The 12945-nt window shown below is 38.2% G+C and carries 12 protein-coding genes; 1 reads left to right on the plus strand and 11 read right to left on the minus strand.

Going from position 1 to position 12945, the window contains the following annotated elements; translation table 11 throughout:
- Positions 1–137: 137 nt before the first annotated feature.
- The 5 genes from priA to nadC form a co-directional block, all read right to left on the minus strand.
- A complete protein-coding gene (gene priA / locus ABXT71_RS12140; RefSeq protein WP_415371627.1) occupies positions 138–2606 on the minus strand; it encodes a primosomal protein N' in 2469 nt (822 codons plus the stop codon).
- Positions 2607–2804: 198 nt separating this feature from the next.
- Positions 2805–3230 (minus strand): DUF2147 domain-containing protein, encoded by a 426-nt coding sequence (locus ABXT71_RS12145; RefSeq protein WP_415371628.1) that lies wholly within the window; start codon positions 3228–3230, stop codon positions 2805–2807.
- Position 3231: 1 nt separating this feature from the next.
- Positions 3232–3795: a chalcone isomerase family protein gene (locus ABXT71_RS12150; protein ID WP_415371629.1), complete on the minus strand. Its 564-nt coding sequence runs from the start codon at positions 3793–3795 to the stop codon at positions 3232–3234.
- Between the two features lie 14 nt (positions 3796–3809).
- Positions 3810–4742 (minus strand): YihY/virulence factor BrkB family protein, encoded by a 933-nt coding sequence (locus ABXT71_RS12155; RefSeq protein ID WP_415371630.1) that lies wholly within the window; start codon positions 4740–4742, stop codon positions 3810–3812.
- Positions 4742–5599, minus strand: coding sequence for a carboxylating nicotinate-nucleotide diphosphorylase (gene nadC / locus ABXT71_RS12160; RefSeq protein ID WP_415371631.1), 858 nt, complete (start codon positions 5597–5599; stop codon positions 4742–4744). The genes ABXT71_RS12155 and nadC overlap by 1 nt, the downstream gene beginning before the upstream one ends.
- A 148-nt stretch (positions 5600–5747) precedes the next feature.
- Between nadC and rlmH the strand changes: the two genes are divergently transcribed.
- Positions 5748–6221, plus strand: coding sequence for a 23S rRNA (pseudouridine(1915)-N(3))-methyltransferase RlmH (gene rlmH, locus ABXT71_RS12165; protein ID WP_415371632.1), 474 nt, complete (start codon positions 5748–5750; stop codon positions 6219–6221).
- 66 nt (positions 6222–6287) lie between these two features.
- Here rlmH and ABXT71_RS12170 read toward each other — a convergent pair whose 3' ends face one another.
- The 6 genes from ABXT71_RS12170 to ABXT71_RS12195 form a co-directional block, all read right to left on the minus strand.
- A complete protein-coding gene (locus tag ABXT71_RS12170) occupies positions 6288–6599 on the minus strand; it encodes a DUF6122 family protein (RefSeq protein ID WP_415371633.1) in 312 nt (103 codons plus the stop codon).
- Positions 6599–7963 carry an aldehyde dehydrogenase gene (locus tag ABXT71_RS12175; RefSeq protein WP_415371634.1) on the minus strand — a complete coding sequence of 455 codons (1365 nt, stop codon included), beginning with the start codon at positions 7961–7963 and terminating at the stop codon, positions 6599–6601. Before ABXT71_RS12175 ends, ABXT71_RS12170 begins: the two co-directional genes overlap by 1 nt.
- Positions 7964–8141: 178 nt before the next feature.
- The gene (locus ABXT71_RS12180; RefSeq protein WP_415371635.1) at positions 8142–8909 is read right to left on the minus strand and encodes a carboxypeptidase-like regulatory domain-containing protein; all 768 of its coding nucleotides are present in this window, start codon (positions 8907–8909) and stop codon (positions 8142–8144) included.
- Positions 8910–9169: 260 nt separating this feature from the next.
- Positions 9170–11182 carry a DEAD/DEAH box helicase gene (locus tag ABXT71_RS12185; protein WP_415371636.1) on the minus strand — a complete coding sequence of 671 codons (2013 nt, stop codon included), beginning with the start codon at positions 11180–11182 and terminating at the stop codon, positions 9170–9172.
- Positions 11183–11813: 631 nt separating this feature from the next.
- Positions 11814–12386 carry a non-canonical purine NTP diphosphatase gene (locus ABXT71_RS12190; protein WP_415371637.1) on the minus strand — a complete coding sequence of 191 codons (573 nt, stop codon included), beginning with the start codon at positions 12384–12386 and terminating at the stop codon, positions 11814–11816.
- Between the two features lie 222 nt (positions 12387–12608).
- The gene (locus ABXT71_RS12195; RefSeq protein ID WP_415371638.1) at positions 12609–12743 is read right to left on the minus strand and encodes a hypothetical protein; all 135 of its coding nucleotides are present in this window, start codon (positions 12741–12743) and stop codon (positions 12609–12611) included.
- Positions 12744–12945: the final 202 nt, after the last annotated feature.

Below are 12945 nucleotides of genomic sequence, written 5' to 3' on the forward strand. Positions count from 1 at the left end.
CACAAACCTATTAATCCTTTCTTATTAGCAATAGTTTTAGGCAGACAACCCAAATCAATTACTGAAGGTGCAGAGGAATGGTTTTTGAATATTCTAGATAGGCCAACACAAGCCAATTCAAATTCTAAAAGCACCATTTAATAATTATCCACATCTATTGTAATCCTCACAGAAGAAAATTCTTTAATCCCATTAAAGCTACATTGCACGAGATCAATCATCTGTTTGGTTTTTGACAGCGATTGTTCTTTTGGAATTTTAACCAAAATATTGGTGATGTAGTAATTCCGAATACGGGAGACAGGCGGTGGCTCTGGTCCTAAAATATTTTCTTTTAACTGTGTTCTTAAAGCCGTCCCAAACCACATTGCGGCTTTATCTAACTTTAGAAAGTTTTTATCGCGACACATTATCTTTATCATCCTATAATAAGGTGGATATTTAAATTGATAACGCTCCTCTGTCTGCTCTTTAAACATAGTAGCATAATCGTGCTGACTTACTTGCTGTAAAATTTGATGCAATGGATTATAACTCTGTACAATTACCTTTCCTCTTTTTTCTGTTCTTCCTGCCCTACCCGCTACTTGCTGTAGTAATTGAAAACTACGTTCGTGCGCTCTAAAATCTGGAAAATTGAGTAAATTATCAGCATTTAAAACCCCCACTAGGCGTACATTTCTAAAATCTAATCCTTTGGCAACCATCTGCGTCCCAATTAAAATATCAATTTCTTGATTCTCTAGCTTATCAATAAGCTTGGCATACGCGTGTTTTCCTCTAGTAGTATCTTGATCCATACGCGCCACGTTGTACGCAGGGAAAAGCGCTTTTACTTCGGCTTCTATTTGTTCTGTACCAAAGCCTTTATTATCTAGTGTTTCGCTGCCACAAGCAATACAAGACTTTGGCATTCCCATATGGTAGCCACAATAATGACAGCGTAGTTCATTCTTGTATTGATGAAAAGTTAAGCTCACGTCACAATTAGGACATTGCGGCGATGTACCACAGGTAGTGCATTCTATCACCGGTGAAAAACCCCTTCTATTTTGGAAAAGGATGACTTGTTCGCCATTCTCTAGCACCGTTTTCATTTCTTCCATAAGCCGATCACTAAAGTGCCCCGTCATTTTCTTTTTACGGTACTTTTCTCTAATATCAACTAAGACGATCTCTGGCATCATCACATTATTAAAACGTTTTGACAGCGTTACAAGACCATATTTATCTGCCTCGGCATTAAAAAAAGATTCTAAAGATGGCGTGGCCGAACCTAAAATGGTTTTTGCTCCGTGCATAGAAGCTAACACAATTGCACTATCCCGCCCGTGATACCTTGGCGCCGGACTATATTGTTTAAAAGACGGTTCGTGCTCTTCATCCACGATAATAAGCCCGAGGTTAGAATAGGGTAAGAAAATAGAAGATCTAGCTCCTAGTATTATTTGAGCCTTGGGCTTACTGTCCATCACATTATTCCAGACTTCTACGCGTTCATTAAGTGTGTATTTTGAATGATATACAGAAACCTGCTCTCCAAAATAGTGCTGCAACCTAGAAATCAACTGCGTCGTCAATGCAATCTCTGGAAGCATGTACAAGACTTGCTTTCCTTGCTTTATGGTTTCCTCTATGAGTTTTACATAGACCTCTGTTTTTCCGCTGGAAGTGACACCGTGGAGTAGTACAATTTCGTGTTCCTGAAACGCAACCTTCATCTCACTTAAGGCAGTCTCTTGGGCATTAGATAATTTTTTGGTCGCTTGTGCTTCGTCTCCCTCATAGCTTACACGATCCTTTTGAATAAAATATTCTTTTAAGATTCCTTTAGCTATCAAAGCTTTTAGCACAGATGCGTTAGCCGCACTCTTCTTTTGCAAACTTATAGTATCAACAGGTTTCTTACTTTGTCCTGTGAGTGTAAACAACGTCATTAAGACCGCTTTTTGCTTTGGCGCTTTTTCTAGCGACTCCAGCAATGCTCTTAGGGATTGCTCTGCTTCATATTCTTTTGCAAGTTTAACATAGCGACGAAGTTTAGGCGTATATTTTTCCGTGAGTTCTTCTTCGACGGCAATCACCTCTTTCTCTAGCAATTGCTGCATCACTTTAACCACATTAGCCCTATTAAGAATTGCGCGTAAATCATTTATATATAACGATGGTTGCGCCTGTAAAGCCTCAAAGATTAAAAACTGATCGTCGGTGAAGTTTGCCTCTATTTCCTGAAGTTCCTCTGCTGTTTTAGTGCCTAGGTTTAATGTGATTTTAGTTTCGCTTTCTAATAAAAAAGCACTCGGCAATGCCGCCTTCACTACTTCACCTAAGGTGCACATATAATAAGAAGCCATCCATTGCCAATGCGTAATTTGTTTCTCCGAAATAATAGGGGCTTCATCCAGGATGTGATCTATAGACTTTGTTTCATAGCCCCTAGGCGCTTGATCGTGCACTTGATAAACAATTGCGGTATAGACTTTAGATTTTCCAAAGGGCACTGCTACTCTAAACCCTTGTTTTAAAAACGCCGCCTCATCCTTATTCACCGAATAGGTAAAGGTCTGTTTGAGCGGAATGGGAAGTATAACGTCTATATAGTACAAGTGGTTCTTATTTGTGTCCCGATAACGATCAGGAAGTAAGTTGTGAAAATAATCAAGCCTACGTGATATCAAAAATTAAGCACGCACATTTTATGAACATTCCTAATGGTCGTAAGGAGGACAAGACATAAAAAAACGGCAATCAATTAAAACTGATTGCCGTTCTTACTATCTCTGAAGAAATACTAGGTACATCTTTTACTTAACTCTATACCAGTATTGTGTTCTTCCTAAAAGTGAGAAGCCTATGTAACCTCTAACTTTCAATTTATTATTTTCTACAAGTTCTATGTAGCACTTGTAGCGCTTTCCATTTTCTGGATCAAGGATTTCTCCATCCTCGTAGACATCGCCGTCTTTCTCAAGACCTCTAATGATTTCTAATCCCAGTATTGGTTTGCCTTTGTCTTCACCATCACATTCTGTACATACAGAATCTTCACGGCCTTCAGTTAAGATTTGGGTTACTTTTCCATACACCTTGCCGTCTCTTTCATAAATATCTATGATAGATTTTGCTTCCCCAGACACATCGTCAATGGTTTTCCACTTTCCGAAGACATTTTGTGCGGTACTTGTAAAACTCACAAAGGCTATTGCAATAATTAATATAAACTGCTTCATATTAATTACCAAGCATTCCTTTCTTAAGCTTGCTATCTGCAGGATCGTTACCTAACCAAATACCAAATAATGCTTTTTTGAAAGCAGCGCTTTTGATAACTCCAAGCTGTGTGTTATTTTTATATACCACTACACCTTTTCCTTTTTGGTTTGTGATATCAAAAACATCCCCTTCTACTATTTCATCGCTGAAAAAAGATACGAAGCTTTTAATTTCATCCGCAATCGGAGCTGTGTTATCACCTGTAGAAGCTTCAAATCCGTCTTTTACTGCTTCACTCATTGCCTCGCTACTCACAAAACTAGATGTAATTACTAAGCGGATCGCCATGGTATTATCTGAACTTATGATTGCTTTTGCATCACTAGATTTTGTTGGCAAGTATAAACCACCAGAATATAATTTAAGCATCATTGCTTTTTTACGAATACCTGCTCCGTTAAGGACTAATTCTTGTGCACTGAAATTTAACGAATTCGGCAAGGTTACTTCACCGACTTGCGTTTGAGCGAATGCCATATTTACTGATACCATCGCTACTAGGAGGAAAATTACTTTTTTCATTTTTGTTTTTTAATTTAAGTTATTGTTCGTTTTTGTTTTAAATCTAGCCTAAATAAGGCAATGTTGAGTTCAAACCCTAATAATAAGAGATTTGCGTTGATCCAAATATATAACATCATTATCAACAATGCTCCAAGAGAACCATATAATTCGTTATAGTTAGAGAAATTCTCTATGTATATCCCGAAAAAATAAGTGGTCATAATAAAAAGTAAAGTCGTTATTAAAGCGCCAAGAGAAAAAAATTGTATTTTTCTTCCTTCTTTTGTGCCAAAGTAATACAGTGTTGATACTACTACATACACCATTACAACAAAGACCGTTATTTGCAATAAAGAGACCCAAAACAGATCATTCTTTATATAATCCCGTCCTGTTAAGTCTTTGATCAAGAACTCGCCATAGACAATCACTACTACAGTAATAAGCAACAACAATGCCAAAAGTATAGATACCGAAAACGCAACTGCGTACTGTCTAAAAAAACCGCGATTGAGCTTTACGTAATATGATTCTTCAAAGGCACTAAAAGCAGCATTTACACCATTTGCTGCTAAGAACAAAGAAAGAATAATCACAAAAGAGAGTAAGCCTCCACGAGGATTCACTGCAATATCTGCAATGACTGGGTAAAATAAATCTGCCGTTTGAGCAGGCAATGCTTCTTCTATAAAAATTAAGAAACGCGTCTGAAACCCATCAATTTTTATATAGGGAATCAAATTTAAGATGAATAACAAAAAAGGAAATAGTGCCACAAAAAAACTATAAGCAATAGAACTCGCTCGAGGTGAGAAAGACCCCTTAATAATCCCCGTACCGTAAATATCAAACAAGCGATACAATGTAAGTCCTTGCAGTCCAGGAATTTTTATTTTCCGGCTCCACTTTACAATATTCTTTATTACAGGGATATCTGTGTTATATTCTTCTTTTTGCTCGTTCACTATACAGCTTTAAGGCTTAAGTCCATATTATAAACAGAGTGTGTCAAAGCACCACTAGAGATAAAATCTACACCACATTCTGCATATTCTCGCGCAGTATTAAGAGTAATGCCTCCACTACTTTCTGTAAGACATTGATCACCTATAAGCGCGACAGCCTTGCGCGTATTTTCATAATTAAAGTTGTCTATTAAGATTCTATAGACGCCTTGCGTAGTGAGTATTTCTTTAATCTCATCTAGGTTTCTTGCCTCCACAATAATTTTAAGGTCAAGTAAGTGATCTTCTAAGTATTGAACGGTAGTTTCAATAGCTTTTGTGATTCCACCGCAGAAATCAATATGGTTATCCTTGAGCATTATCATATCATATAATGCAAAACGATGATTCTCGCCTCCCCCTATTTTTACAGCCCATTTTTCTAGGGCTCGAATTCCTGGTGTCGTTTTTCTGGTATCTAATATTTTGGTTTTTGTACCCTCTAGCAACTTGACATAGGCATTGGTTTTAGTCGCAATAGCGCTCATCCGTTGCATAGCATTCAGCACCAATCGCTCTGCCTTTAGAATAGACTGAGAATTTCCTTCCACATAAAAAGCAATATCCCCATATTTCACAGCAGCTCCATCTTGTATTTTTACGTCAATTTTCAGTCCTGGATCCACATAGTCAAACACTTGTTTTGCAAACTCAACTCCAGCTATAATCCCCTCATCCTTAACTAATAGCTTAGCTTTACCTTGCGCATCCTCTGGAATACATGCAAGCGAACTATGGTCGCCATCACCTATATCTTCACGTATTGCGTTTGCTATGGTGATACCTATTTCTTTCCTAAATTGTTTTTCTGAAATCATCTACTCAACATTATATTCTCAAAAATATAGTATTTTTAGAGACTCAAAGCTTATCAATGTTAAAAAAACTTATAATTGTCTTTCCCTTACTGCTTTTCCCGTATCGAGTTTTAAAGGCGAACACCTTCACAACATTATAGCCGAATAAATGAAAATCACCCTCCTAGCCATCGGTAAAACCGATGATAAAAAACTAATAGAACTCACCGAGGTCTATATCAAACGTCTAAGTCATTATGTTTCATTTACTTTTGAAATCATCCCAGACATCAAAAAAACAAAGAACCTATCTGAAGCGCAACAGAAACAGCTAGAAGGTGAAGAAATTTTAAAACGCACCCAAACGGCTGACGCGCTTATTCTTCTCGACGAAAAAGGAAAAACATACAACTCAGAGAAGTTTAGTCAGTACCTGCAAAAGCATATGAACAGCGGGCTTAAGAACCTCATCTTTGTGATAGGAGGTCCTTATGGCTTTAGCGACGAGATGTACAGCAGAGCAAACGGGAAGGTATCTTTATCTGCAATGACGTTCAGCCACCAAATGGTAAGACTTTTTTTTATAGAGCAAATTTATCGAGGGTTCACTATTTTGAGAAATGAGCCTTATCATCATAGATAAAAGAACAAATACGAACTTGAACTCAAGGAAAAAGTAAATTTAGAGTTCGGTTTCAGTTTAGATCCCTTATGGCATCATCCAGCAATCCACACCATCAGCGACCATGTGCAATAACAATCCCAAGGCAAAAAGTCGCAAAGGCTTTATAAAAGTACAAACCAGATAAACGCCTATCGCCCAATAGCTATGCAAAAAGTGAAACCCAACACTACAACGGTCGGGATCAAAAATAGGAGCTACAAACAAATGATCTACATCGACCAACATCATGGCAATCATAATGAGAAATGCTTTCTTCCATTGCGACTTGTAAAACAGAAGCGCCACCAACAATGGCAAAGAAAAATGAAGGCCGTAATGAATAAACGTCTGAAACATTATTGCAGCTTAAATAGACGTCTTAACCAAGTGAGTTTGGTCTTAGAATAAGGCGAAAACTTGATAGGCAACTCGATCCACGTTGGCTTGTCCATAATGCTCTTATAGTGCGTAAAGCAGTCAAAACCTGACTTTCCGTGATACGAACCTATACCGCTAGCGCCAACGCCACCAAAGGGTAAATGCGGATTACTAATATGCATTACCGCCTCATTTACAGCACCTCCACCAAAGGACAACTCCTTCAACATACGATTCTTTGTTGTAGAATTAGAAGTAAAAATATATAAAGATAAAGGTTTCGGAAATTTTCTAACATTTGTAATTACCTCATCCAAATCAGAGAAAGTAAGCACTGGTAGTATCGGTCCAAAAATCTCTTCTTTCATAGAAGGATGGTCCCAAGAAATATTTGTTAACATTGTTGGCGCGATGTATCTGTCTGCCTTATTACTGTCTCCACCAATATGTGTTTTTGAAGCGTCTAGCATTCCTGTAAGGCGATCAAAGTTACGCTCGTTTATAATCTGAACATAATTATCATTCTCAAAAGCATACGCTGCATTTTCTATTTCAGCAATCGCGTGTTTTAAAAATTCTTGTTCTTGGCTTTTATGAATAAGCACATAATCTGGTGCGATACAGGTCTGACCTGAATTTAAGAATTTTGCCCAAATTAATCGCTTCGCCGTCATTTTCAGATTTGCATCTTCTGCGATAATTGCAGGGCTTTTTCCACCTAACTCAAGGGTCACGGGGATTAACTTTTCGGCAGCAGCTTTGTATACTATTTTACCTACGGTAGTACTTCCTGTAAAGAAAATTTTATCAAAGTCTTGATTGAGTAGTGCTGTCGTTTCGTCAACACTCCCTTCAATAACTTTAAATATACGAGGGTCAAAAGCTTCATTGATAAGCTTCGCCATAATGCTTGAGGTTGCACTTGGCAACTCACTAGGTTTTAAAATAACCGTATTGCCAGCCGCTATTGCTGCAACTACAGGCGCAAGTGATGTTTGATAAGGGTAGTTCCAAGCCCCAATGACCAGGCAGGTCCCTAATGGTTCTGGAATGATATAACTCTTTGCAGGGAAGTTGGCGATGTTAGTAGAGACCTTTTGTCTTCGCGACCATCTATGAATATTTCGTTTTGCTTCTTTGATATCCTGCTGTACAACAGCGAGCTCCGTTAAATAGTTCTCAAAGGCAGATTTTTTAAAATCATCAAGTATCCCTTTGCTAAGTGCCGCTTCGTTATCCTTTAATAGCTTAGCAAGCCTGTTAAGTTCGTTGATTCGAAAAGAAACATCTTTCGTCGCCTGTGAGAAAAAGAATGTTTTTTGGGCGTCGATGTGCTTTTTCATAATGATCATTATATGTATCTAAATACCATTAATTATACATATGCCTTTAGATTCACTTCGACTGCAATCAGTTTGACACTACTATAGTTAGCGGAATTTTGATCATGTCAGCCTAAGCGTATTCGATGACAGTAGATATCACAATATATTATTTTTTAACACTTCAGAATTAAAAAATCTACCCTCTGTTACGATTAAGTACCTTATATTCTTCATAGCATTCACTGATAGCATCAAGTATCTGGAGATCATTTGCGGTACGGATAAAGTCTTCACTGTAACTGCAATTATTTAAAATTTCGTCTACATCTACGCGCTCTAATTGCAGTACTGCCATCAACGTTTCGCGATCGTATTTAGATTGTAATAAGTTCCTGATGTTATCATCTTTTTTCATCTGGCGAAGTTTACTCATCTGCTTAGGACGCTTACCAAAAACGTTATATAAGAAATCTGCAGGATTAAAAATAGCACCTAATACCTTAGAAATGGCTCCAGGCTGTTGCTGTCCACCTTCATATCCAGTACTTAAGCCAGAAATACGATAGCGGTAATTATCATAGACGGGAATTATTTTTGCATCGACCTCAACATATCCCGTGAGCTGCACAGGACGCACAATTACCTCTTCAAGCGCAATACCAAGCTCTGTCATTTTTACTTTAATATCACCAAACTTTAACCAGTCATTGGTCACGCGTACTCTAATAGATTTAAAACCTAAGTAACTAAAGAAGAGCGTATCGTTAACCTGTGCTTGTATCTTAAACAGGCCGTCTTGATTTGAAGTGGTTCCCTTTACTTTATTGAGATTTACAATGTTTACGTTTTCTAGTGGCTTGTCATCATTATTATTAAGGACAGTTCCTTCAATAATTAAATCTTCTTGAGCAAAGGCAAATGAAGCAACTAGGAGTAAACAAATAAGTAGGGCAAATTTTTTCATAGTACAATACAAATGTACGTATATAGACGACAAATGCGAAGTAATATTTCGCTATCGATTCACAATTTACCAAATATTTAATACTCTCGCCTTTCAGCAGAATGGTTTGGAGTCTTCAAAATAAAACAAAGCTATGATTCATAATGGACGGTGTCTGTAATATACATCATGAAAAAATCCGTGCCAAAATATTGACACGGACCCCTTACTTATAAATTTTATATTAATTTGCCTCCTATATCGAAGCTACATAAAAGGGTTTAAGAATCTCTTCTTCTACGCCCTCCAGTACCTCCGCCAGCTGGCTTCGCTTTTCCTCTGCGTTTTCCGCTAAACTTTGACTTTCCTTCCGCTCCAGAATCTGAGCTTCCGCTAAATCTTCCACGGCTAGATGACTCACCAGAACCGCTGCTTGAGCTGCCACCAGAGTCGCTACTAGAACTTCCGCCATAACCACCGTCACCGCTTCTTTTTCCTTTGTAACCTCCGCCGCCACTTCCACCGCTGCTTCTACCGCCACCGCCGTAACCACCGTCACCACTCCTTTTCCCTTTGTAACCGCCACCGCCACCACTTCCGCCGCTGCGACCTCTTCCTCTGTCTCTATCACGACCTCCGCCATCACGACGACCTCCGCCACTACGACCTCCGCCACTGCGACCTCCGCCACCGCCTCCGCGACCTCCAGAAGATTCTTCTACATTTACTTTGCGGCCTTCTATTTCAAAATCTGCAAAAACACTTGTTACAAGATCTTTATGTTGTTCATCCACATTAAAGAATGAGAATGCGTCTTTTACATCTACTTTATACACATCATCCTTCCCTAAGTTAAGGACATCCTTCAGCATATCTTTCAGCGTCATCCAGTTATAATCATCCTTCTCTCCTATGTTTAAGAAGAAACGAACACTCCCTGTATCATCTCTGTAATCTTTCTCGTGGCCAGCTTGAACATTAATGTCTTTAGCCTTATTATAATAATTGTAGAAACGCGTAAACTCTACAGAAAAGAATTTTTTAATCAATTCTTCTTTGCTAAAATCTTCTAATGCTTCATTGATACTAGGCAAATAAGCCTCAATATCATCATTGATTTCAGTATCCTTGATGTTATTTGCTAAGTGCATTAATTGCTTCTCACAAATATCCATCCCAGAAGGAACTTCTTTTACCGCAAATTGCTTTTGTATCTTTTTCTCAATACTTCTAATCTTACGCACTTCACTTTTAGATACAATCACGATAGAAATACCCTCTTTACCAGCACGACCTGTACGACCACTTCGGTGCGTATACGTTTCTATTTCATCTGGTAACTGATAATTGATTACGTGAGTAATATCATCTACATCGATACCACGAGCAGCAACATCTGTCGCAACCATCATTTGAATTTGACGACTACGGAATTGCTTCATCACAATATCGCGTTGATTCTGACTCAAATCTCCGTGGATTGCTCCGGCGTTATAACCATCTGCGATTAATTGCTCTGCTACTTTTTGTGTATCACGTTTTGTTCTACAGAATACAACAGAAAAGATATCTGGATTTGCATCCGCAAGACGCTTTAAGGCTTGGTAACGATCACGCGCGTTCACTAGATAGTATTCGTGTGATACATTTTCAGACCCAATGTTTTTAGACCCTACAGTAATTTCCTGTGGCTCGTACATAAATTCTCTAGCGATGCTAGATACTTCTCTTGGCATCGTTGCACTAAATAACCATGTGTTTTTCTCTTGTGGAGAATGCGATAAAATCTCTGTGATATCTTCATGGAAACCCATGTTCAACATCTCATCTGCTTCATCTAAAACACAATACTGTATTTTAGAGATATCGATCATTCTACGACTTATCATATCTTTCATACGACCAGGCGTAGCTACAATTACTTGCGCTCCTTTTTTAATCTGGCGTGCTTGATCTTGAATACTCGCACCACCATAAATAGCAACCACGTTAAGTCCTTTCATATACTTACCGTAATTCTTCATCTCATTGGTGATCTGCATACACAGTTCTCGTGTAGGCGATAGTATCAAGCCTTGAGTCGTGCGGCTATCTACATCTATTTTCTGCAACATTGGAAAACCAAATGCTGCTGTTTTTCCTGTACCTGTTTGTGCTAGTGCAACGAGATCTGTCTCGTTTTCTAGAAGGATAGGAATTGCTTGTTCTTGTACTTCAGATGGTGTTTCAAAACCTAAATCTGTAATGGCTTGTAGTAATTCATCGTTGAGCCCCAACGCTTTAAATGCTGACATTTTTTTATAGTCTATATGTTATTTGTGTGCTGTGGGAAGCAATCGACAAAAACCTACGACTTCACTTTTAGCACTACCTCTCCCTGAGGATTTTTACCTACGTTGCATTTCTGCTAACGCGGTGCAAAAGTAATCTAATTGTTTGATATATCGGGTTTTTAGTGATTTATTTTCAATTCTAAAATATGAAGTCTTTATAATCGTTCTACCCCCGCACTCTAATTAGCACCCGTCAAGGGGCAACAGTCTTAGAACTGACAAATATATGGTTTATTTAGAGCATCACTATGGATTAATACACCTGTATAATCATTCACAAAGTATTCGTCACCCCAGTCATTACATCGTACTTCAGAAAATTTAATACTTTGAAACCTTTGATTTAAGTTTAGTTTTTTAAAAGCTTCAAGATGCACATAAACATCATCCACCTCTATAAATATCATCGAATTTTCCATCTACTCCTTCACCTAAGCATCATACAAATAAAAGCCGAAAGCAGCTATGTTAAAAAGGGACATTGTTTGATTCTTGTGTATTTCAGAAAAACCAAAGACCATATAATAGGCTCTTGACAGATTAAAATATTTACTACCTATAAATGATCTTCTGTATCATATATAATCTTTCATTAGACAGTTAGATAGTGGATAAGTTGGCGCATCGCCTTTCCTCTATGACCTATGGTGCTTTTTTCTAACATAGACATTTCTGCAAAGGTTACTTTTCCATCATTAGGAAGAAAAATAGGGTCATAGCCAAAGCCTTTATCACCGCTACGCTTCTCAGTAATCACACCGTCACACACCCCTAGAAACAAAACTTCATGATGGTCCATAGCTAATGCGATCGCTGTCTTAAAACTGGCAGAACGGTTTACTTTAAACTCAAGATTTTTGAGCAACTTGTCCATGTTCTCCTCTGACGTAGCGTTTTCACCTGCATAACGTGCACTATAAACACCTGGCTCGCCAAACAAACTTTTCACCTCAAGCCCAGTATCATCTGCAAAACAGTTCATGTTATAATAGACACGCACATGTTCTGCCTTTAACCTAGCATTCCCCTCTATCGTATCTGCCGTCTCTGGAATCTCCTCGTCACAGCCTATATCTGTCAAGCTTAGGAGCTCTATGTGTGATGGAAGCAACAATTGCACTTCTTTAAATTTGTTCTGGTTATGGGTGGCAAAAACGAGTTTCATTTATGAATAGTAGTTAATGGTTAGTATTTAGTGGTGAGCAGAAAATGGAGTATGAAGTGAAATTTATAAATTTTCCGCAACGAATATAAGACCCTTTTACATTTTACTTTCTATGTTTAGCATTTTATATTTCGTCTTGCTTCCTACTTCTTGCTTCCCATTATAAGAGCAAATATTCAGGCTATCCCAAATCAATGCTTACACCCTTAATAAAACACTCTTTTACTCCTTCGAGTGCATCGGGATCCTATCCCCTTCGCTATCAATAATAACAGCCATGTTGCAATGGTCTGGGGAGATCTCTGTTTTGCCTTGTCTTATTTTTCCAGCGGCGTTTTCTATTCTGTCTAACTCCACTTGTAGGTTTACACAACTAAAATAAACGAGTGTTCCTTTTTCGTTGGGCTGCTTTAGCCCAATAGACGTTACCGTTACTTGGCAGCCAGCCCATCAATACACCCTTACTTCTACATCAAAAACGCTTTTACAAAACTGCTTTGCGCGGTCCATAATATTTATAGGGATTTCAAACCAGCCTACGGTGTTGTAATTTTAAATA

The sequence above is a fragment of the Patiriisocius sp. Uisw_047 genome (genome assembly GCF_047730165.1).
Classification (GTDB): Bacteria; Bacteroidota; Bacteroidia; order Flavobacteriales; family Flavobacteriaceae; genus Patiriisocius.

Excerpts from the sequence above, each read along its gene's own strand:
- ABXT71_RS12145 (WP_415371628.1), bottom strand. The coding sequence starts at position 3,230 with ATGAAGCAGTTTATATTAATTATTGCAATAGCCTTTGTGAGTTTTACA.
- ABXT71_RS12150 (WP_415371629.1), bottom strand. The coding sequence starts at position 3,795 with ATGAAAAAAGTAATTTTCCTCCTAGTAGCGATGGTATCAGTAAATATG.
- nadC (WP_415371631.1), bottom strand. The coding sequence starts at position 5,599 with ATGATTTCAGAAAAACAATTTAGGAAAGAAATAGGTATCACCATAGCA.
- rlmH (WP_415371632.1), top strand. The coding sequence starts at position 5,748 with ATGAAAATCACCCTCCTAGCCATCGGTAAAACCGATGATAAAAAACTA.
- ABXT71_RS12170 (WP_415371633.1), bottom strand. The coding sequence starts at position 6,599 with ATGTTTCAGACGTTTATTCATTACGGCCTTCATTTTTCTTTGCCATTG.
- ABXT71_RS12175 (WP_415371634.1), bottom strand. The coding sequence starts at position 7,963 with ATGAAAAAGCACATCGACGCCCAAAAAACATTCTTTTTCTCACAGGCG.
- ABXT71_RS12180 (WP_415371635.1), bottom strand. The coding sequence starts at position 8,909 with ATGAAAAAATTTGCCCTACTTATTTGTTTACTCCTAGTTGCTTCATTT.
- ABXT71_RS12185 (WP_415371636.1), bottom strand. The coding sequence starts at position 11,182 with ATGTCAGCATTTAAAGCGTTGGGGCTCAACGATGAATTACTACAAGCC.
- ABXT71_RS12190 (WP_415371637.1), bottom strand. The coding sequence starts at position 12,386 with ATGAAACTCGTTTTTGCCACCCATAACCAGAACAAATTTAAAGAAGTG.